General features: G+C 38.5%; 24 protein-coding genes. 14 read left to right on the forward strand and 10 right to left on the reverse strand.

The window, feature by feature from the left end:
* Positions 1-147: 147 nt before the first annotated feature.
* Both NOX80_RS15725 and NOX80_RS15730 read left to right on the forward strand, forming a co-directional pair.
* Positions 148-3,219 carry a choice-of-anchor I family protein gene (locus tag NOX80_RS15725; RefSeq protein WP_256550754.1) on the forward strand — a complete coding sequence of 1,024 codons (3,072 nt, stop codon included), beginning with the start codon at positions 148-150 and terminating at the stop codon, positions 3,217-3,219.
* A gap of 129 nt (positions 3,220-3,348) precedes the next feature.
* Positions 3,349-4,413, forward strand: a complete 1,065-nt coding sequence (locus NOX80_RS15730) for an NAD(P)H-dependent flavin oxidoreductase (RefSeq protein ID WP_256550755.1) — start codon at positions 3,349-3,351, stop codon at positions 4,411-4,413.
* Positions 4,414-4,478: 65 nt separating this feature from the next.
* On the opposite strand, the gene NOX80_RS15735 is transcribed toward NOX80_RS15730, so the two are convergent.
* A complete protein-coding gene (locus NOX80_RS15735) occupies positions 4,479-5,696 on the reverse strand; it encodes a porin (protein WP_256550756.1) in 1,218 nt (405 codons plus the stop codon).
* A gap of 89 nt (positions 5,697-5,785) precedes the next feature.
* Here NOX80_RS15735 and prmA point away from each other — a divergent pair, with 89 nt between their 5' ends.
* Together prmA and NOX80_RS15745 are read left to right on the forward strand one after the other, a co-directional pair.
* Positions 5,786-6,619: a 50S ribosomal protein L11 methyltransferase gene (gene prmA, locus NOX80_RS15740; protein WP_256550757.1), complete on the forward strand. Its 834-nt coding sequence runs from the start codon at positions 5,786-5,788 to the stop codon at positions 6,617-6,619.
* A 26-nt stretch (positions 6,620-6,645) separates the two neighbouring features.
* Positions 6,646-6,921: an ATP-dependent Clp protease adaptor ClpS gene (locus NOX80_RS15745; RefSeq protein ID WP_256550758.1), complete on the forward strand. Its 276-nt coding sequence runs from the start codon at positions 6,646-6,648 to the stop codon at positions 6,919-6,921.
* 46 nt (positions 6,922-6,967) lie between these two features.
* Here NOX80_RS15745 and NOX80_RS15750 read toward each other — a convergent pair whose 3' ends face one another.
* Both NOX80_RS15750 and NOX80_RS15755 read right to left on the reverse strand, forming a co-directional pair.
* A complete protein-coding gene (locus NOX80_RS15750; protein WP_256550759.1) occupies positions 6,968-7,381 on the reverse strand; it encodes a DUF6691 family protein in 414 nt (137 codons plus the stop codon).
* A 2-nt stretch (positions 7,382-7,383) separates the two neighbouring features.
* Entirely contained in the window at positions 7,384-7,944 is a 561-nt protein-coding gene (locus NOX80_RS15755) for a YeeE/YedE family protein (protein WP_256550760.1), read from the reverse strand.
* Positions 7,945-8,061: 117 nt separating this feature from the next.
* On the opposite strand from NOX80_RS15755, the gene NOX80_RS15760 reads away from it, so the two are divergent.
* The 4 genes from NOX80_RS15760 (at position 8,062) to NOX80_RS15775 (ending at position 10,788) form a co-directional block, all read left to right on the forward strand.
* Positions 8,062-8,547 (forward strand): DUF4199 domain-containing protein, encoded by a 486-nt coding sequence (locus tag NOX80_RS15760; RefSeq protein WP_256550761.1) that lies wholly within the window; start codon positions 8,062-8,064, stop codon positions 8,545-8,547.
* 2 nt (positions 8,548-8,549) lie between these two features.
* Positions 8,550-9,017: a 2-dehydro-3-deoxyphosphooctonate aldolase gene (locus NOX80_RS15765; protein WP_256550762.1), complete on the forward strand. Its 468-nt coding sequence runs from the start codon at positions 8,550-8,552 to the stop codon at positions 9,015-9,017.
* A 91-nt stretch (positions 9,018-9,108) separates the two neighbouring features.
* Positions 9,109-9,927, forward strand: a complete 819-nt coding sequence (kdsA, locus tag NOX80_RS15770) for a 3-deoxy-8-phosphooctulonate synthase (RefSeq protein WP_256550763.1) — start codon at positions 9,109-9,111, stop codon at positions 9,925-9,927.
* Between the two features lie 15 nt (positions 9,928-9,942).
* Positions 9,943-10,788 carry a hypothetical protein gene (locus tag NOX80_RS15775; RefSeq protein ID WP_256550764.1) on the forward strand — a complete coding sequence of 282 codons (846 nt, stop codon included), beginning with the start codon at positions 9,943-9,945 and terminating at the stop codon, positions 10,786-10,788.
* A gap of 46 nt (positions 10,789-10,834) precedes the next feature.
* Here NOX80_RS15775 and NOX80_RS15780 read toward each other — a convergent pair whose 3' ends face one another.
* Both NOX80_RS15780 and NOX80_RS15785 read right to left on the reverse strand, forming a co-directional pair.
* Positions 10,835-11,191, reverse strand: a complete 357-nt coding sequence (locus tag NOX80_RS15780; RefSeq protein ID WP_256550765.1) for a DUF1801 domain-containing protein — start codon at positions 11,189-11,191, stop codon at positions 10,835-10,837.
* Between the two features lie 18 nt (positions 11,192-11,209).
* Positions 11,210-11,443 carry a hypothetical protein gene (locus tag NOX80_RS15785; RefSeq protein WP_256550766.1) on the reverse strand — a complete coding sequence of 78 codons (234 nt, stop codon included), beginning with the start codon at positions 11,441-11,443 and terminating at the stop codon, positions 11,210-11,212.
* A gap of 135 nt (positions 11,444-11,578) precedes the next feature.
* On the opposite strand from NOX80_RS15785, the gene NOX80_RS15790 reads away from it, so the two are divergent.
* The 4 genes from NOX80_RS15790 (at position 11,579) to creD (ending at position 14,345) form a co-directional block, all read left to right on the forward strand.
* Positions 11,579-12,187: a hypothetical protein gene (locus NOX80_RS15790; protein ID WP_256550767.1), complete on the forward strand. Its 609-nt coding sequence runs from the start codon at positions 11,579-11,581 to the stop codon at positions 12,185-12,187.
* A 5-nt stretch (positions 12,188-12,192) separates the two neighbouring features.
* Positions 12,193-12,489, forward strand: a complete 297-nt coding sequence (locus NOX80_RS15795) for a winged helix-turn-helix domain-containing protein (protein ID WP_256550768.1) — start codon at positions 12,193-12,195, stop codon at positions 12,487-12,489.
* A 51-nt stretch (positions 12,490-12,540) separates the two neighbouring features.
* Positions 12,541-12,996: a ubiquinone biosynthesis protein COQ4 gene (locus NOX80_RS15800; protein WP_256550769.1), complete on the forward strand. Its 456-nt coding sequence runs from the start codon at positions 12,541-12,543 to the stop codon at positions 12,994-12,996.
* Positions 12,997-13,103: 107 nt separating this feature from the next.
* On the forward strand, positions 13,104-14,345 hold the full coding sequence (gene creD, locus NOX80_RS15805; protein WP_256553027.1) for a cell envelope integrity protein CreD: 1,242 nt from the start codon (positions 13,104-13,106) through the stop codon (positions 14,343-14,345).
* Positions 14,346-14,392: 47 nt separating this feature from the next.
* On the opposite strand, the gene NOX80_RS15810 is transcribed toward creD, so the two are convergent.
* The 3 genes from NOX80_RS15810 to NOX80_RS15820 are packed head-to-tail and all read right to left on the reverse strand — an operon-like array spanning position 14,393 to position 17,142.
* The gene (locus tag NOX80_RS15810) at positions 14,393-15,493 is read right to left on the reverse strand and encodes a peptidylprolyl isomerase (protein WP_256550770.1); all 1,101 of its coding nucleotides are present in this window, start codon (positions 15,491-15,493) and stop codon (positions 14,393-14,395) included.
* A gap of 20 nt (positions 15,494-15,513) precedes the next feature.
* Positions 15,514-16,125, reverse strand: coding sequence for a gliding motility-associated peptidyl-prolyl isomerase GldI (gene gldI / locus NOX80_RS15815; RefSeq protein ID WP_256550771.1), 612 nt, complete (start codon positions 16,123-16,125; stop codon positions 15,514-15,516).
* 3 nt (positions 16,126-16,128) lie between these two features.
* Positions 16,129-17,142 carry a DHH family phosphoesterase gene (locus tag NOX80_RS15820; protein WP_256553028.1) on the reverse strand — a complete coding sequence of 338 codons (1,014 nt, stop codon included), beginning with the start codon at positions 17,140-17,142 and terminating at the stop codon, positions 16,129-16,131.
* Positions 17,143-17,283: 141 nt separating this feature from the next.
* Between NOX80_RS15820 and NOX80_RS15825 the strand changes: the two genes are divergently transcribed.
* Positions 17,284-17,703, forward strand: coding sequence for a hypothetical protein (locus NOX80_RS15825; RefSeq protein ID WP_256550772.1), 420 nt, complete (start codon positions 17,284-17,286; stop codon positions 17,701-17,703).
* A 50-nt stretch (positions 17,704-17,753) separates the two neighbouring features.
* Here the strand turns inward: NOX80_RS15825 and NOX80_RS15830 are convergent, their stop codons facing one another.
* Positions 17,754-18,821, reverse strand: a complete 1,068-nt coding sequence (locus NOX80_RS15830) for an inorganic phosphate transporter (protein WP_256550773.1) — start codon at positions 18,819-18,821, stop codon at positions 17,754-17,756.
* Between the two features lie 26 nt (positions 18,822-18,847).
* Positions 18,848-19,492: a DUF47 domain-containing protein gene (locus NOX80_RS15835; protein ID WP_256553029.1), complete on the reverse strand. Its 645-nt coding sequence runs from the start codon at positions 19,490-19,492 to the stop codon at positions 18,848-18,850.
* A gap of 180 nt (positions 19,493-19,672) precedes the next feature.
* Here NOX80_RS15835 and NOX80_RS15840 point away from each other — a divergent pair, with 180 nt between their 5' ends.
* Positions 19,673-21,301: an acyl-CoA carboxylase subunit beta gene (locus NOX80_RS15840; RefSeq protein ID WP_256550774.1), complete on the forward strand. Its 1,629-nt coding sequence runs from the start codon at positions 19,673-19,675 to the stop codon at positions 21,299-21,301.
* Positions 21,302-21,357 lie beyond the last annotated feature (56 nt).

The raw sequence follows: 21,357 nt of genomic DNA on the forward strand, positions 1-21,357 counted from the left end.
CGTCGGGAAAAGATAAATTAACACCGGCGCTATCATCGGTTTACCTTCCTAACTTATTCTTAAACATTATATCACACCGATTTATTTTTAAGTTAATACTTCCCTAACCTTAAACCTTCACTTTTGTAGCCAACAAAAACAACACACATGACACAACTTTACACTTCAAAAAAGAACTTATTACGTCTGTTTCTCTTTATGGGAACAACCTTTTCCTGGGGACAAACACAACAGATTCATTACTGGAATTTTAACGCCTTACCTTCCGGAACTCTTACAACTGTTGCACCGGATGCTTCGTTATTATCAAGCGGAGCTTTAATTTCTTATCCCGGAACCGGTGCCGGATATATGGACAATGTAGCCGGATCACTTTTAAACGCTCAAAACGGAGATGCTGCCGGATTGGGATTACGCCCGCGAAATCCGAGTAATACCAGAGCCTTACTGGTTAATGCGCCAACAACCGGATATCAGAACATCATTATTAAATTTGCTACAACCCGAACCACTCAGGGAGCTTCAATTCAAAATTATTCCTATACCTTAAACGGAACGGACTTTATCACTACCGGTCTGGCTGTGACTTCTTATTCTCCTCAAACTGAACCTACATATGAGGTGGTTACTTTGGACTTCTCCGGAATTACCGGTGCGGCCAACAACCCTAATTTTGCCCTTAAAATTGAATTCGGAGGTACTACAGCTGCCGGTTCGAGCGGAAATAACCGTTTTGATAATCTGACCATTACCGGAACTACAGTTGGCGGTAATGATACAACGCCTCCGCAAGTTACCTTTAATCCGGCCCACAATACAACTAACATTGCCATCAATACGCAACCTACCATTTCTTTTAATGAAAACGTTCGTTTGATTGACAATTCGCCTATTACCAATACCAATGTTGATGCTTTAGTCCAGGTACGCCAGGGCAGTATCACAGGAGCTACTGTACCATTTGACGCTACTTTTGACAACAACACGAACACGATTACGATCAACCCAGCTCAGCCGTTTAATAACAGTACTACCTATTTTGTATTCTTATTACCGAATCAGATCGAAGATATGCATGATAATGCCATAACATATAGTTCTGCGGTTTCTTTTTCTACCGTTGCCTTTGATACAAAGATCGCGATGGCTTCCAATTTTGTAACGGTAAACGAAAATCACGGTACGCTATCATTTAACCTAAATCTGACGAATCCTGCTAATGCATCAGTCGATTTAGTTGTAAAAGCAGCTCCGTTCAGTACAGCTGATCAAAATGACTTTACATTACAGACGCAAACATTACATTTTACAGCCGGAAGTACCGCTACCCAAACCATTTCAATTCCGATTATCGATGACAACCAGGAAGAACAACATGCTGAATATTTTGTTCTAAGTCTTGAAAACCCGGTTGGCTTATCAATTAACGGAAATCCAATGGCTACTGTGTATATTAAAGATAATGACCGACAGGCGCCGGTACCGAATAACGATATTCAATTGGAATATATCGGTAGTTTCGACCCGTCCGGAGCCAGTAGCAGTTCTTGTGAAATTATCGTACATGATCCGGCTTCGCAACGTCTTTTTACCATTAGTGCGATTTCCGACAAACTGGAGATCATCGACTTTTCAAATCCGACTGCTTTAAGCGTGATCAACTCGATAAACATGGCATCTTACGGTGGAATCACCAGTGTAGCCGTTAAAAACGGAGTAGTGGCTGTTGCTTCACCTAACGCCAACGAACAATTAAACGGATCTGTAGTGTTTTTCGACACTAACGGTACATTCCTAAAACAAGTAACCGTAGGTGCTTTACCCGACATGGTGACTTTTACACCGGACGGAACAAAAGTAATAACCGCAAACGAAGGACAACCTAACGATGCGTATACCGTAGATCCGGAAGGTTCCGTTTCGATTATCGATATTTCAGGAGGTATCGCTTCACTTTCGCAATCGAATGTAACAACCGTTTCATTTGCTTCTTTTAACGCTCAGGAAGCGGCTTTGATCGCATCCGGTGTACGTAAAACAAAAAGTACCAGTACACTGGCCGAAGATCTGGAACCGGAATACATCACCATCAGTCCAAATTCACAAAAAGCATGGGTAACGTTACAGGAAAACAATGCAATTGCTGAAATTGATCTGGTAACCAAAACCGCTACCGATATCTGGGCTTTAGGAACAAAAGATATTAGTTTGCCGGGTAACGGAATGGATATATCCGATAACAATAATGAGGTATTAATTGCCAACTGGCCGATTCAAGCCTATTATATTCCGGATGCTGTAGCCAACTATAGCGTAAACGGAACCACTTATCTGGTTATGGCTAACGAAGGAGATGAAAAAGAATATGCCGGTTTAACCGAAAGAACCACTATCGGTGCTAATACGTACACTTTAGATCCTGCCATTTTTCCGAATGCATCCATTTTAAAACAAAATCACAATGCCGGAAGATTACGTGTAACGAACCTTAACGGTAACACCGATTCAGATTCCGACTTTGAAGAAATCAAAATCTTAGGATCCCGTTCCTTCTCCATCTTTAATGCCGATACTAAAGAAATCGTATTTGACAGTGGTGATGATTTCGAAATGTATACCGCAATGACACCGTCTATCAGTCCGATTTTCAATGCCGATCACGGTGATAACGTTAAAAAAGGAAGAAGCCGTGCCAAAGGTCCGGAACCGGAAGGCGTTACTGTAACGCAAATCGCCGGTAAAACATTCGCTTTTATCACTTTGGAACGTGTTGGTGGTGTGATGGTTTATGACGTAACCAATCCAAATGATGTAAAATTCGTAGACTATAAAAACAGTCGTAGCACTTCGGCTTATTCCGGTGATTTCGGTCCTGAAGGTGTTACTTTTATCAAAGCAGCTGACAGTCCGAACGGTAAAAATTATGTGGCAGTAGCCAATGAAATCAGCGGAACGATCAGTATGTATGAAGTAAATACAGCAAATCTAACCAACGACGATTATGTTAGTGCTCCGAAAACATTTACCGTCTTCCCGAATCCGTCTACTAAAGGAGTCGTTTATTTTAACCGTATGGCGAGTTATTCATTATACGATCTGACCGGAAAATTAATCCAGTCGGAAAAAAACGCTATGTTGATCAATACATCTAAATTGACTTCAGGTATTTATCTGATCAAAACCGATGAAGGGATCACTCAAAAACTGGTTGTTAAGTAGTTTATTATATTTTTAGGAGAAAGCCGGGTTGGATTCGTTTCCAATCCGGTTTTTGTTTTTAGGGCGTTAAATTGCTCCTAAAACAGAATTAAGGTCTGACAATTTTATAAATTTGAGAAAACAATTATCATGACCCGGAACCATTTAATTACCGAAAAATTACAAATCCGCTACCCGATCGTTCAGGCTCCTATGTTAGGCGTAACAACACCTGAAATGGTCGCCGCGATTGCCAATGAAGGCGGACTGGGTTCTTTACCGGTTGGCGGTTTATCTCCGGAAAAAACAACTGAACTGATTCGAAAAACAAAACAATTAACTTCATATCCTTTTGCGGTTAATCTTTTTGCTCATACTATCCCTGATATTACTATTGCCGAAGCGCAACAAATGCAGGAATATCTGTCAGAACTCGGCCGAAAAAACGGATTGGAGTTTCCCGCTCAATCAATTGAGAAACTCGTCTTTTATTCTTATAAATCCCAAATTGATATTCTTATTGCCGAGCAGATTCCCATCGTTAGCTTTACTTTCGGAATTCCGGATGATGAGAGTCTTTTAAAATTAAAAGCAAACGGGATTCTTTTAATCGGAACAGCGACTTGTCTTGAAGAAGCACTAATACTCGATAAAAAAAATATTGATATTATTACTGCACAGGGAATCGAAGCCGGAGGACATCGCGGTACTTTTCTCGATACTATTCCATTACCGCAAGTAAGTGTTATGGCATTGGTTCCGCAAATTGTCGGCCGTATTAACAAACCGGTTCTGGCTTCCGGTGCTATTAATGATGGTAATACAATCCGGGCGGCACTTGCTATGGGTGCTTCCGGTGTTCAAATCGGGACAGCTTTTATTGCTTCATCCGAAAGTATGGCCATTCCGACCTATAAACAGGCCGTTTTAAACGCTAAGGATACGGATAGTACACTTACCCGTACTTTTTCCGGTCGATGGGCCAGAGGACTTCAGAATCAATTTATGTCGGCATTGGATCATAGCGGACTTACACCGCTTCCCTACCCGATTCAGAATAGTTTAACTACACCGTTACGCCAGGTAGCACAACAACATAATAATAACAATTTTACGAATATGTGGTCCGGACAATCCGCTCCGAAAATACAATTACCGGATTGCGCGGCCATATTCCGGGAATTGGTTCGGCAAACGGAAATAAAAAACACCTGACAGGTTTTAAAAACCTGTCAGGTGTTTTTGCAAGACCGGTTTCGAAACCTGTCGGGCGTTTTTATCTAGATTCCTATTTCGATCTGGAAACGAACATACCAGTTATTTTTAGTTGATCCGTCATTAAAACTTAAACGGTCATACGTAAACTCCGTTTGTAGTTTAAAAGCATGCTCCCAAAGGTATTTGGTCAATCCTAAAGTATATTCATTTGTATTCGGTGTTAAAGCCTGAATATCTTTATTTGCTTTTTGTGTCGAAAAACGTCCGATAATTTCATAATTCGTCGGGAACGTATAACTCAACTGATAATCCATACCATGTCCGACATATACGTAATTCGTTAAAGTCGGATCTAACGGATCAACCGCTATCGGATTGTGTGAAGCACGTGACATATAGGATGCCATCGCCGCCCAACCGTTGTATTTTAACATCGCATCCGCAAAAAAGGAGCGCATCGTTTTTTGCTGGTATAAATCATCACCCAATTGTCCTTGCGTTCTTCTTGCATTATTATTTTGATGATAAGCTCCTGAAAACAATAATTTCGGTGTTTTTTCACGTGCCAAATCGCCTTCAAAGTTCGATCCGTCTTTTGTAAAAGCACCTAACGGGAATAATTCGATTTTACCGGTAAGCGCGACACCGTTATCCGGGCTTTTTGTCCAGTTACGACCTTCTCCGGTTGTCACGGCTGCTTTTAAATTATAAGAGAACTGATCCTTCTTTTCATTTAGAAAATAGGCCTGAATACCAAAATCGCGGTCAATATTAAACTTTGCATTATTAATCGAACGATCGGTTAACTGTAAAGCTCCGGATGAATTCACCCGTTGACGGTTCCCCGGTAGTTTCGTTTGTCCGAATGTAAAACTCCAGTTGCGATTAGGTCTGTAGATCACCGCCGCATCCCGAATAATATTGATGTTTTCACCATCATGAATCTCCCCTACATCACCCGGTGCAAACGACAATTGCAATACATACAGGAAATGCGGATTTCCTACATAACCGTCAAAACGCAAACGCAAACGACGAATCTGTCCGTCATACGCATCATCCTCTCCTTCATTCTTGATAAACCCGATTCTGTTTTGCATCCGAAAACGGATATTCAATTGAAAAAGACTATCGGCAGACGTAATCCCTAAGCCCTTACCATAGCTGTAATAGGGTAATGCGGCTAATTTTAAATCGTTATCTTTGGTAGTAATCTTAATGTCCTGCGCCTGTAAGACAGCTGCAAAGAACAGTAAAACAAAGGTTAGTTGTAATCTCATGTTAGTGTTGTGTTATCTGACAGCAAAACTAATGTTATTTATTGGCGGACGATATTAAGATAATGTTACCTTTGCGAAAAATTAATGTTATGCAGAACAATTATATAGGATATCATTTTACAGTGGAACCCAAGGAGTTAGGATCGGAAATTTTAATTGCCGAACTGGGAGAAACAGCTTTCGAAAGTTTTATTGAAACCGAAAACGGACTTTCCGCTTATGTTCAAAAAGAGCTTTGGAATGAAAATATACTGGATGATATTCAGATTTTACACTCTGATGAATTTACGATTTCCTATACGTTTGAAGAAATCGAACAAGTGAACTGGAATGAAGAGTGGGAAAAGAACTTTGAAGCAATCGATATTGACGGTATTTGTCATATCCGCGCCCCTTTCCATGAAAAAACCGACGCACAATATGATATCGTGATCGAACCGAAAATGAGTTTCGGAACCGGACATCACGAAACGACTTTTATGATGGCACAACACCTGTTGGAAACCGATGTAACCGGTATGAAAACTTTGGATATGGGATGCGGTACTGCTATTTTGGCCATTTTAGCCGAAATGCGCGGTGCACAACCAATCGACGCTATTGATATCGATAACTGGTGTTACCTGAATTCTATTGAAAATGCAGAACGTAACAACTGCAAACACATCACGGTTTATGAAGGCGATGCTGCGCTGCTTGTAGATCAGAAATACGATTTGATCATTGCAAACATCAACCGAAATATACTCCTAAACGATATGCAGGCGTATGTTAACTGTCTGAATAAAGGCGGATTACTTTTATTAAGCGGCTTTTATGAAGAAGATATTCCTTTTATCGATGCATCGTGTACAGAGAAAGGATTGACATATGTTAAAAAGTTACAAAAGAACAATTGGGTATCTCTAAAATATGTAAATTAGCTAAAAATTAAACTAAGCTTCTGATTATGAGTACCCATGAAAAAGTTTTAGAAAGTGTATCCGTTGAAGAACTGATTTCGCTAAACAATGAAATCGTGCTGTTTAATGACGATGTAAACACTTTCGATCACGTAATTGATACTTTAATTCGCGTTTGTGACCATACGGCCGAGCAAGCGGAACAATGTGCTATTCTGGTACACTATACCGGAAAATGCACGGTTAAAACCGGTTCGTATAAAGACCTGAAACCACAGTGTTCATCACTGCTGGATGCCGGTTTAAGCGCTGAAATTCAATAATAAAAAAGTCCCGAAAATTCGGGACTTTTTTATTATTGCTTCTCTACTAATGAGGCAGAATATCTTTTAACAATCCATAGATATAAGTTCCCAAAAGTGCTCCTAACAAGATCACTCCGGCTCCCCAGAATCCGGCTCCTAACAGAATAAAAATTGGTCCCGGACACGATCCGACCATTGCCCATCCCAATCCGAATAAAGTACCTCCGATAATATAACGGGCAAATCCTTTTTCTTTATCTTCAATTTTAATCGGCGCTCCGGTATAATCTTTTACATTATTCCGTTTAATTAACTGAACACCAATTACACCGGTTACTACAGCAACCATAATAATCCCGAACATATGGAACGACTGAAATTGAAACATTTCATAAATACGGTACCACGATACGGCTTCCGATTTGGTTAGTACGATTCCGAAAACAAATCCTACCAGTATAAATTTTATATATTTCATGACTATCCGAAAATTAAGGGTAAAAGAAAATGGGACATAATCAATCCTCCGATAAAGAATCCGATTACAGCGATTAAAGACGGTAATTGTAAATTACTCAATCCCGAAATCGCATGTCCGGACGTACAACCACCGGCATAACGGGTACCGAAACCGATCAGTAAACCACCAACTAACAATATAATAAAGGTCTTCGGACTTTTCAGGGCTTCAAATCCCATTAACGAATCCGGAGCCAGTTTTCCTTCCGGCGCTTCAATATGCATTGTTGCCAGTTGCTCAACTGTTTTCGGATTAAGAGCAACACCGCTTCCGTCGCTTAAAAAATGAACCGCTACAAAACCGCCCAGCATCGCTCCGAAAACAACAGCCAGATTCCAGCGTTGTGCTTTCCAGTCGAATCGGAAAAATTCGGCAAAACGACCCGCTCCCGCTACACTGCATAATGTTCGTAAATTAGATGACATACCAAACGCCTTTCCAAAATAAATAAGCATTAGCATAACCATCCCGATCAAAAAGCCCGATATATACCAGGGCCATGTTCCATAAATAATTTCCATAAAAAATTGATTTGAGACAAAAGTACTTATTCAACTATTATTTTGTGTAACAATGATTACATAATTTTCAGCAAATAAAATATTCTGCTACCTTTGGAATCATAAATTTATCCGCACATGAAAAAGTTTTTTACCGAAATAAAATGGAGTGTTATTTTTTCCGTTACTGCTATTTTATGGCTGTTTTTAGAGAAAGCAACCGGTTTTCACGATGAAAGAATCAATCGTTATTTCTTTATCAGTCTGCTTTTCGGGATTGTTTATATTATCATTTATACACTGGCTTTAAGAGAGAAACGAAATACGTTCTATAACGGAAACATCACATACAAACAGGCTTTTATTTCCGGTGCGATTCTAACTTTATTGATTGCAGCAATCAGTCCGCTGGTACAAATCATTTTTCACGAACTGATCGCTCCTGAGTTTTTTACAAATGCTATTGCCAATGTTGTCAAAACCAATCCGGCCCGAAAAGAATTTGCTACAGGTTATTTTAATCTGCAAAGTTTTATTTCACAAGGATTTTTAAACATCTTGTCACTTGGTATCGTAGCATCAGCAGCTATTTCCTTTTTCATTCAGACTAAAAAACAAAATTAATTATGAAAAAAATATCATTTGTCCTACTTACGCTGGCTTTATCTGTTACTTCCTGCATCAGTACCAAGTCGACCATTAAAAACATAGATGATACGGCTTCACGACCGATTATCCGGGATGATTATTATGTTTTAACCGAATACAGTGACAATGCCAAATACGGCTATGATCAGGACTATCCGATCAATATCGGCTTTATAGCCGAATCACAGGAAAAGAACAATGTAACTTACTTTTTTAACGGATTAGAAGGTCCGGACGGGCAAAAATTACAATTCGAAAAAACCGGAACCTGTTGTCCGTTTCCTACCAAACACAACCGGGTAGGAGCCGGAATGCTGGCTGTATATACCGTAACCTGGGAAGGCAATTCAAAACCGGTTACGCTTCATTTCAACACTTTCGAAAAAGGCAAAATAATGTGTCCGAAAGGTTTATCCATTAAGAAAAACCCATCCAGAACACACTAATTTTAAGAATTTTATAAGAAATCACATCCTTTCGGAACGTATTTCGGAAGGATTTTTGTTGTATATTTGTTGCACTTTTTAAGAATCAACTATGAACTTATCCAATATACCGCAAATCAAACATACTGATAGCGGAAATTTCTTTTTATTAGCCGGTCCTTGTGCAATTGAAGGCGAAGAAATGGCTATGCGAATTGCTGAAAATCTGGTTGGTATTACTGATCGTCTTCAGATTCCTTACATATTTAAAGGCTCCTTTAAAAAAGCAAACCGTTCCCGAATTGATAGTTTTACCGGTATCGGGGATGAAAAAGCGCTTAAAATATTACAAAAAGTATCCAAAGAATTCGGAGTACCTACTGTTACCGATATCCATGAAAATCACGATGCTGTAATGGCTGCCGAATATGTTGATATTTTACAGATCCCGGCTTTTTTAGTGCGTCAGACTGATTTAGTTGTAGCAGCTGCTGAAACCGGAAAAACGGTAAACCTGAAAAAAGGTCAGTTTATGAGTCCGGAAAGCATGAAACACGCCGTACAAAAAGTATTGGATTGTCATAATGAAAACGTTATGGTGACCGATCGCGGTACGATGTTCGGTTATCAGGATATGATTGTTGACTATAGAGGTATTCCTACGATGCAACAATTTGCTACCACGGTACTTGATGTAACACACTCCCTGCAACAACCTAATCAAACTGTAGGTGTTACCGGAGGTCGTCCGGATATGATCGAAACGGTTGCTAAAGCCGGAATTGCCGTTGGCGTAGACGGAATCTTTATTGAAACCCATTTCGATCCGGCCAATGCGAAAAGTGACGGAGCCAATATGTTACACCTTGATTATTTCGAAGGGCTGATGGAAAAATTGGTTGCGATCCGTAAAACAGTAAATTCATTTTAATTTTTACTATCAATAATGAAACATCCATTTTTAATGGCTGTGCTAACTTTTTGTGTTTTTTCACAGTACACCTTTGCTCAGGAAGAAGCAGTAAGACCTGAAAAATACACGGCGCATAACAAAGGTAAATTCTATATTTTCTGGGGTGGAAACCGAGCGAATTTTACCGATTCCGATATTCATTTCCGAGGAGCTGATTACGATTTTACGCTTCATAATGTTGAAGCACAAGACAAACCCAAAGGATGGCACGTTGACTATATCAACCCGGGAAGAATGACAATCCCGCAAACCAATCTTCGTGTCGGTTATTTTATCACAGACAAATACAATATTTCAATTGGTGTTGATCATATGAAATATGTAATGCGTCAGGATCAGGTAGCCCGAATTTCCGGTAATTATCCTTCAACTTACGATCAGACAGTTGTTAACAACGGGATGGTTGATTTAACCGATGAAAGTTTCCTTACTTTCGAACATACAGATGGTTTAAACTATATCAATACTGAGTTTTCACGTGTTGATGATATCTCTAAATGGTTTGGTATTACCGACACTGATATATTTCAGATTAACGTAACCGAAGGTGTTGGCGGTGGTGTTTTATTCCCTAAAACCAATGCCAAACTATTTAACAAAGAACGTCACGATGATTTCCATATTTCCGGATTTGGACTTTCTGCAAAAGCAGGACTTAATCTTACCTTCTTTAAGCATTTCTTTATTCAGGCTGAACTAAAAGGAGGTTATATCAACATGAATGATATCAAGACTACTTACAGCAATGACGATAAAGCCTCGCAGCATTTTATGTTCTTAGAACGTGTTATTGCTTTTGGTGGGATTTTCAGAATCTAATTCTCGGTGAGAAATAAAGAAAAAAGACTCCCTATGGAGTCTTTTTTTATGGATATAATGTCATGGCTTCCCGGATCAAATCGACTAAAATTTCATGATCAATTTCCTCTAGTGATTGATACCGCAATGATTTCATGGTATTCCTTCCGCCATCGGCAACCAGAACATCCTGGTGTTGCTGTAACTTAAATCCTCTGGAAAAACCTAAATCTACAAATTGCCTTTTATGACTGGCATTCAAAAAACAAAACGGTCGGCCTTTATAATACATATATGGTACCTTCCACTTGCATTCCAACTGGTAGGATTCTTTTATAGTAGCTTCCAAAACCGCTACTAAATGTAACAATATCGAACGATACGGTTCCGGTTGGTTAATAATATAAAGGTCTGCCGGCTTCATTTCTGTTTTTTTTATATGTTATCCTATATTTTTTGCCTTTCGGATTAATCGTTTTCCCAACCAAATCAATAGAAAGTCAACTGCTGCCAATAGCACAATCGCTACAATCGTCCCAAAACGATGTCCGATAATATAACTTTGCTTCTCCCCCTTTAAATCGGCCGGAGCAATTGAAAGTCCGACAACTATCATCAGAAGGTACAATCCGAACAGAACACCGATAGTTACCAAAAGAAAGCCTAATACACGCATTTTTAAAATATTTATACAAAAATATCACTTGTTTCGGGAATTTCCGATCCTTCTGATTTTTATCTGAAATATTTTCGCAAAATATTGTTCATTTCAAAAATTATACATTACTTTGTATTTCAAAGTACTTTAAAGATGGATCATAATAATTATTTGCAGGACTTAAAAGAGATCAAAGACTTAATGAATAAATCCACACAGTTTATCTCATTAAGCGGTCTTTCCGGTGTAGCTGCCGGCGTGTATGCATTAGCAGGTGCGTTTTTCGCTAATTATCTTGTTCAGCATAATACCGAAGCTTACATCTCAACAGGCAGTCCTTTGTTCCGACAATTGGTTCTTATTGCTGCTATTATCCTTATCGCTTCATTGGTAACGGCCTATTTTCAAACGGCGAATAAAGCACGTATAGTGGGCGAAAAAATGTGGAATCCGTCTTCAAAAAGACTGTTGATCAATTTTTGCATCCCTTTAGTTTCGGGCGGCATTCTAACCTTATTACTGATACAAAAAAGCTACTATGATCTGGTTGCGCCAATCACGCTTATTTTTTATGGTATGGCCTGTTTAAACGCCAGTAAATACACCTTAAGAGATGTCCGCTATTTGGGAATCACAGAAATAATATTAGGCCTTTTCGCTGTAGTATTTTCCAATTATGGTTTGTACTTTTGGGCACTTGGATTCGGAATTTGCCACATTCTTTACGGTGCTGTGATGCATTATAAATACGACCGAAAATAATTGTTTTGAAAAATTTACTCGAAAATATCAATAAAGCATTCGACCATCGCATCCGTTTGGGGATTATGTCCATTCTGATGGTTAATGAATATGCTGATTTTAACACACTTAAAGAGCTTTTAGGTGTGACTGACGGTAATCTGGCCAGTCATGCCAAAGCTTTAGAAAGTGAAGGTTATATTGCGATTGAAAAACAATTTATCGGAAAGAAACCCAATACCCGATATATTGCTACAAAAGAGGGACGCAAAGCTTTTCAGGATCATATTGATGCGCTGGAAAAATTAATTCAAAAACAATAACGCTATTTTTTTACCCTTTTACTTTGAAATTCAAAGTGCTTTTAAAAAACTATGAAAGATAAATTATTCGAACTACTTTACAACCTGAGCAAGATCCCGTACCAACGTTTCTTTAAGAATAAAGAACCCTGGACCGTTAACAGAGAAATACTACTAACCTATCCGGAACAGTCATTAGGCCATGATTTGGGTCTTTTTTTAACAGTAAATCATTTTTCTATGGAACCTAAACTCGAAGATCATGACGTAATGCACGTACTCACCGGTATTGGCACGAGTGTAAAAGAAGAAATTGCCATGCAGTTTTATTTATTCGGAAACGGAAAACGAAGTCTTTATCTTCTTGCTGTATTGTTTATTGGTTCCCTTTTTTACCCGCTGGAACTCTTCTTTTTTATTTCGTATTACAAAAGAGGTCAAAAAGCGCTGTCATTTTACTATCTCGATTATTCAAAATTGTTATTGCATCCTACCGAAAAAATCCGAAAAACATTTAAAATCATATAATCTTAAATCTAATTATCATGGACCAATCATCTGAAAAAAGACCTTTCCAACCGGAAGTAACTACTCCTAAAATTGAAATTCCTTTTCTGCAAACACCGACTGTCAAAATGATCATGGTTGGTTTTCTGGCACTGATACTTTTAATACCACTGGCTTTTGTACAAAACTTAATTGAAGAACGTTCCGAACGAAAAAATGAAGTTGTAAAAGAAGTCGGTGAAAAATGGGGAAGCAGCATTTATTTTTACGGGCCGATATTAAAAATTCCGTATACCGATCCTAACAGCAAAACATACAAATATGCTTATTTATTTCCGGAGCAACTGGACAATCAGACAACTGTCGAAACGAAACCGTTAAATCGCAGTATTTATGATGCAACGGTATATACTGCTGAAATGAATTTTAAAGGCTCTTATATTAAGCCGGATTTTGATTTGCATAATATTCCTGCCGGATATGTCCATTGGGATAAAGCAACAATATTGATTCAGACCACCAATCTGAAAAGTATTAAAGATCAGGTTGACATTACATTTAACGGTCAAAAGCACACCTTTGAACCTATATACAATAGTAATTCCGGTTATGAAGCGCTGGAAACCCCGTACATTGACTTATCCGGTTCCGCTCTTTTTCCGGCTGCTTTCCAGTTTAAAATCAAATACAATGGAAGCGAGTTGATCAAAATGGTTCCTATCGGAAAAACTACGGAAATGAGTATGAAATCCAACTGGCATAGCCCGAGTTTTACCGGTAATTTTCTTCCTAATGATAAAACCAAAGTAATTACCGATAATGGTTTTTCTGCCAAATGGAAAGTACTTCATATCAACAGAGCCTTTTCGCAACAGTACTTTAAAACACTTCCCGATCTGAGTAAATACGCTTTTGGTGTTAACTTTGTTGTTCCGGTAGACGAATATCAGAAAAATGAAAGAGTGTCTAAATATGGCTTTTTAGTAATCGGACTTACATTCCTGACGTTTTTCCTTATTCAGGCCATCAGTAAAATCCGGGTTCATATTTTCCAGTATTTTATGATCGGTATTGCATTGGTAATGTTCTACACATTGCTTATTGCGATAACAGAACACAGTAGCTTCCGGTTAGCTTATGTTATTTCCGGAATCGCCGTTGTTATAATGATCACGCTCTATTCCTTCTCTATTCTAAAGAATCGCAAATTTCCGGCATTAATCGGCACCTCACTATCTGCTTTGTATTTATTCATATACATCATCATTCAAATGGAAAATTATGCCCTTCTAGTTGGCAGTATCGGTTTATTTATCATTCTCGGACTGGTCATGTATCTTTCCCGTAAAATCGATTGGAACAGCAACTAATGTCATAAAAAAAGTCCCGAAAATTCGGGACTTTTACTTTCTTTTATTTATTGTTTTGCTTTCGGAACCGGTGGCGTTTCCAGCATTTCAATTTCGAAAATTAAATTTGTGTTTGGCGGAATGATTGCATAACCTCTTTCACCGTAAGCTAAATGCGACGGGATAAAAAGGATTGCTTTATCACCAAATGACATATTTTCCAGACCTTCAATAAAGCCCGGGATCAGACCTTCTTTCTTTCCGTACGGAAAAGGAAACGGCATATATTGATTCGCTGCAGCGCGGTTCGGATCCAGTTTACCGAATGCTGTTGCGATATCTTCATAACTTGTATCAAATAAGTCTCCGTTTTCAAAATAACCGGCATAATGTACATATACCTGAGTTCCGTTAGCCGGTTTTTTACCGCTTCCTTTATGTACAATAGCATATTGTAATCCGGATTGCGTTTTAGTCGCTCCGGTTCTGGCAGCAGCAAAAGCGGCAACTTTTTCCGTTTTTACTTTTTCCAGACTTTCAGCTAGTTTCTTTTGTGCTACCGACTCAGTATCGTAGTAGCCTTTAAACACTTTTGCAGCGTCAAATTTCTTAGCATCTTTACCTACACGGATGATCGTAATCTTTTTAATTACATCGTTTTGTTCGATTTTATTTACGATATCCAATCCTTGAACTACTTCTCCGAAAACACTGTGTTTTCCGTCTAACCAAGGCGTTGCTTTATGTGTAATGAAAAACTGGCTACCATTAGTACCCGGTCCTGCATTTGCCATTGATAAAATTCCGGCTTTAGAATGTTTAAGATCCGGTGCAATTTCATCTTTAAATTTATAACCCGGTCCGCCTTCTCCGTTTCCGTCCGGATCACCGCCCTGAATCATAAAATCTTTGATCACACGGTGAAACTTAATGTCGTTATAAAACGGTTTCCCTTTGAATTTATCTTTTACAAAAGGGTTTTTACCTTCCGCTAACGATACAAAATTCGCTACCGTAACCGGTGTTTTCTGGTATTCTAATTTAACGATTATGTTACCTTTATTGGTTTCAATATCAGCATAAAGTCCGTCGCCTAATTTGTCATAAGACGATGTACAAGATGTAAATAAAGCAATAAGGCCTAAAAATAAACTTGTCATTGATTTCATTTTTAAATTGATAATTATTACTAGTTTTCGGGTTGGTTTTTCGGTTCTGTTTTGGTTGCTGTTTTAGGCTCTGCCTTGGTCTTGGTTGTGGTATCCGGTTTAAAATCGGTTAATGTTACCGTACATATCAACGGTTGATTGGTTCCGATTTTATCGTTATCACCGTGATAACCGTATGCCATATGTGACGGAAATAAAAAGGTTACTTTCTCTCCTTTTTTCATTAGTTTGATTCCGTCCCGAAGTCCCATCATGATATTTTGTTTATCTACATGATAGACCTGCGGTTTTAAATCGGATTCGCTGTAAATAATTTTTCCTTCCAGGTCACTGATATGATAATCGAAGTAAGCCACATCTCCTTTTTTAGGTGTCAGCGTTTCCTGTTCGTTTTTCACATCATAACGGTACCAATATCCTTTTGCAGAAGCAACATACGTTTTGGCTGTATCTTTATTGATCACTGCTTCAATCAAAGACTCTTCATTCGCAATCAATTTCTTATTTCGCTGGATCGATTCTTTTATAAAAGTTCCCGAACTATGCGAAATCGGTTGCCGGGCCTGTTGCTGGGAACAGCTTGTAAATACAAACCCCATAATGGCAACGCCTAAAAAACATATTCTTTTCATAACTTACGTTGTCTTTTCCGATGCTAAAATAGCAATAAATTGTTGTATCGTTTCGTCTAACGGTAAAAAGGATTTACCTCCTGCTGCATTAATATGTCCGCCACCGTTAAAATGTTGTCTGGCAAACTGATTTACATCAAAATTACCTTGTGAACGGAATGAAATTTTCACAATACCTTCCTCTTTATTTTCAATAAAAATAGCTGTAAAATTAATTCCCTCAATCGATAATCCGTAGTTTACAATTCCTTCCGTATCTCCTTTAACATAATGAAACTGATCCAGTTCCTCCTGACTTAAAGTAATATAAGATGTTTTATACTGCGGCAATAGCTTCAGATTTTGCAAACCACGCCCCAATAACTGCAAACGATTGTAAGAACTTGTATCGAAAAGCAAATTATGAATTTTACTGTTTTCTACTCCTCTATCAATCAGATCGGCTACTACACGATGCGTTGTACTTGTTGTTAACGGAAAACGGAAAGAACCGGAATCCGTTACAATACCGGTATAAATACAGGTTGCAATAGTTTTATCTATTAATTCCGCCATCCCTAATTCTGTCAGGAAGGTATAAACCATTTCACAGGTCGATCCGTAATTCGTATCGGAAAACTTATATTTTGCATAGGTATCCGGTAACTGGTGATGGTCAATCATGATAAACAATTTATCTGTCAACGTTTTTAAGAACGTTTCCATCTGTTCACCGGTTCGGTGCAAAGCATTAAAATCGAGAGTAAAAATGATATCTGCCTGTAACAATATTGTTTCACAGGTGTTTTTTTGAGTTTCAAAAATCCGAACCTTATCAGCAGCCGGAAGCCAGTTTAAAAAATCAGGAAATTCATTAGGCGCTATAACTACTGCTTCATGTCCTAATTTAACAAAAGTATGATATAGTGCCAACGTAGAACCCATAGCGTCTCCGTCCGGGTTTCTATGAGGAATGATTACTATTTTTTTGGGTGAAGCTAACAATAACCTGATCGCTTCGATTTCATTTTTATTCATCATGCTGCGAATTTACATTTTTTGACGCATAAAATCGTTTATGTTTCCTTAAAAAAGAGGCTTATCAAAAAACTCATAAAATAATTATGTCGGTCGGTGCGTTTTTTTGTATTATTGCCACCATTAAAGCACAGTAATAAAATGAAAACGATTCGAAAAACACTTTTGGTTTTACTTTTTTTAGCAGGAACCAGTCAGCTCTATAGTCAGGATTACCGTTTTGTGACTACCGGTGTAAGTGTCGCTGAAAAGGATAAAAAAGGAAAATGGAGCGACTATACCGAGTTCCGGAAAGCGGAGATTGTTATCGACCTGAATACGCAGAAAAACAGAATCATGGTCTATTCCGGTGTCGAACAATTATTTAAGATTGTTAAATATTTTGATGTAAAGTCGACTGCTACCGATGATATTGCGTCCTTTCAATGTGTAACGAATGACGGAGAAGATTGTACTATCGCAATTTATACCCGAAAGAAACAAGGAAACCGCAAACAGATGTATATCTATTACAACGATCGGATCATAGTTTACAACATGAAATTCTTAAAAGATAAATAAAAAAAAAGAGCTATGCAGCTCTTTTTTTTTATTTATAGATGACTGTAGAATTACAGTGCCAATTTCAGAATATAATAAATGATTCCGGCAATTAAAGCAGATACCGGAATAGTCAGGATCCACGCCCATAAAAGGTTAATAGTTACTCCCCATCGTACTGCTGAAATACGTTTTGTAATTCCAACCCCGATAATCGAACCGGTAATAGTGTGTGTAGTCGATACCGGAACTCCCATATGCTCGGTTAAATATAAGGTAACCGCACCGGCAGTTTCAGCTGCTACTCCTTCTAATGGTGTTACTTTGGTAATTTTAGATCCCATTGTTTTAACGATCTTCCATCCGCCGCTTAATGTTCCTAAACCGATTGCAAGGAAACTCACAAATGGTACCCAGGCCCAATCTTCAACAAAGTGTGCAAAACGATGATTTGAATCCAAAGCCGTATAAGCTACGTCACCGATATTCATATGGTAACAGATTACAGCTGCTCCGATGATACCCATTACTTTCTGAGCATCGTTTCCTCCGTGTCCTAAACTGAACAACGCTGAAGACACTAACTGTAATTTTTTAAACCATTTATCAGCTTTATGCGGATTGACCTTTCGGCAAATATTCATAATCAGGATGGTTATCAGATAGGCGACAAACATACCGATCAATGGTGCACAAAAGATAAAAAGGAAAGTCGGGATTACTTTGGCGTAGTTAATTACATCCACTCCGTTTTCCGATAATGAACCGGCGTGTGCTAAAGCTGCTCCCATAAATCCTCCTAATAAGGTATGAGAAGAAGAAGACGGAATTCCCAGTTTCCAGGTTAATAAATTCCAGATAATTGCTGCAATAAGTCCCGCAAGAATTACTTCCAGCGTAATAAAGTTCTCATTAACCGATTTGGCGATGGTATTACCAATCTTAAATTCACCAATCCAGTACATCGAGATAAAATAAGCTGCAAAGTTAAACGCTGCTGCCCATAATACCGCCTGAAAAGGAGTTAGTACTTTTGTTGCCACAATGGTCGCAATCGAGTTGGCCGCATCGTGAAAACCGTTGATATAATCAAAAATCAATGCTAAAACAATGATTATGACAAGTAATGTAAAATCCATACGATCTTGTTTCTAGTGATGAGCTGTTATGAATACTTAACCGTAACCGATTCTAAAACATTGGCAACACTCTTACACTTGTCAGATGCAGTTTCTAATGCCGATAAAACTTCTTTGTATTTAATGATATTTTTAGCATCCGTTTCATTTTCGAAAATATCGGCTACTGCTTTATCAAATACGTTATCCGCTTTGCTCTCTAATTTGTTGATTTTTTTACAAGCATCAGCAATTGCTTTCAGGTTTTTAAGATCTTTCAGCTCTTTAATCGCGTTACCGATATGCTGACAAGCTTCTAAATTGATTTCCGTTAACTTACGGATCGATTTTGTAATTTTTTCTACCTGATACAAACGCATTCTGCTTGCCGCTCCGTGCATATAATCCGCTACATCATCAATTGCCGTAATTAGCGCGTGAATATCTTCACGGTCAAACGGAGTAATAAAGTTTCGGCTTAATTCCAGGTTTGTTTTATGTGTAATCTCTTCGATGTTAGCTTCTAACTCTTCAATCTTCTTGTAGTACTCTTCTCTTTCATTTTTCGGGGCATTTACCGCCTCATGAAGGGTTTCTGCCAACTGGATCAGGTTTAGGGAAGCCTGCTCAAAAAGAGGAAAGAATTTCTTATCTTTCGGTACTAAAAACTGGAAAATGTTGTTTAATGACATCATATGTTAATTTAATGACGCGAAATTACCCCTGTAATGTTAAGCTAACGTTAAGTAAACAACAATTCATGTTTAATTAATACTTCCGAAAAACTTCCCCTTTTACCGCCTTTTATTTTGATAATTAAATCGTAAATTAGCCCTCCGACAAACAAACCCAAAAGCTTAAACAACATATAAATGGATTTAAACTTCAACAAAAACGAAGATCATAACAAACTTTTAGTCTCTGAATTAAAGCAAAATTTAACTAAAGTTAAACTGGGAGGAGGCGAAAAACGTATTGCAAAATTACACGCAGAAGGAAAAATGACGGCTCGTGAGCGTATCGATTATTTATTGGACGACAAATCAAAAAGTATCGAAATCGGCGCTTTTGTAGGCGAAGGTATGTATAAAGAACATGGCGGATGTCCTTCAGGCGGTGTAGTTGTTAAAATCGGATATATCAAAGGAAAACAATGTATAGTAGTAGCCAATGATGCTACGGTAAAAGCCGGAGCCTGGTTCCCGATTACTGCCAAAAAGAATCTGAGAGCACAGGAAATCGCAATGGAAAATAAATTACCGATTATTTATCTGGTTGACAGTGCCGGTGTTTATTTACCGATGCAGGATGAAATTTTCCCGGATAAAGAACATTTCGGTCGTATTTTCCGTAATAATGCTATCATGAGCAGTATGGGAATTACCCAAATTGCAGCCGTAATGGGAAGCTGTGTAGCCGGAGGTGCTTATCTTCCGATTATGAGTGACGAAGCCCTGATTGTAGATAAAACCGGAAGTATTTTCCTTGCCGGAAGCTACCTGGTTAAAGCAGCTATCGGCGAAACTATTGACAATGAAACGCTGGGCGGTGCTACTACGCATTGCGAAATATCAGGCGTTACCGATTATAAAGCCAAAGACGATAAAGATGCTTTGGATACGATTAAAAACATCGTTGGAAAGATCGGTGATTTCGAAAAAGCAGGTTATAACCGTGAAAAACCGGCAAAACCGGCATTAGATGAAAACGAAATTTACGGTATTCTTCCGAAAGCACGTTCTGAACAATACGACATGATGGAAATCATCAAACGTATGGTCGATAATTCCGAATTTGACGAATATAAAGCCGGATATGGTCAAACCATCATTACCGGATATGCCCGTATCGACGGATGGGCTGTAGGAATTGTAGCCAATCAGCGAAAAGTGGTAAAAACCAAAAAAGGAGAAATGCAGTTCGGTGGTGTGATTTATTCCGACAGTGCGGATAAGGCAACCCGTTTTATTGCTAACTGTAACCAAAAGAAAATTCCGTTGGTTTTCCTTCAGGACGTAACCGGATTTATGGTAGGTTCCAAATCCGAACACGGCGGAATTATTAAAGACGGCGCCAAAATGGTAAATGCCGTATCTAACTCAGTCGTTCCGAAATTTACTGTTGTCGTAGGAAATTCTTATGGTGCCGGTAATTACGCTATGTGCGGTAAAGCTTATGATCCGAGACTGATTTTTGCCTGGCCAAGTGCCGAATTGGCTGTTATGGGAGGTGCGCAGGCTGCCAAAGTATTATTACAGATTGAAGCTTCTTCGCTAAAAGCAAAAGGGGAAGAATTGACTCCGGAAAAAGAAACTGAAATGTTTGATAAAATCAAAGCGCGCTATGATGCTCAGGTATCCCCTTATTACGCTGCTTCACGACTTTGGACGGATGCCATTATCGATCCGCTGGATACCCGTAAATGGATTTCCATGGGAATTGAAGCGGCTAATCATGCTCCGATTGAAAAACCGTTTAACTTAGGCGTGATACAGGTTTAACACGCTTTTATGTAACAATTTGAAAAATCTACTACTTATTTATAATTAGTAGATTT

Source organism: Flavobacterium cerinum, assembly GCF_024496085.1.
In the GTDB taxonomy this organism is placed as follows: domain Bacteria; phylum Bacteroidota; class Bacteroidia; order Flavobacteriales; family Flavobacteriaceae; genus Flavobacterium; species Flavobacterium cerinum_A.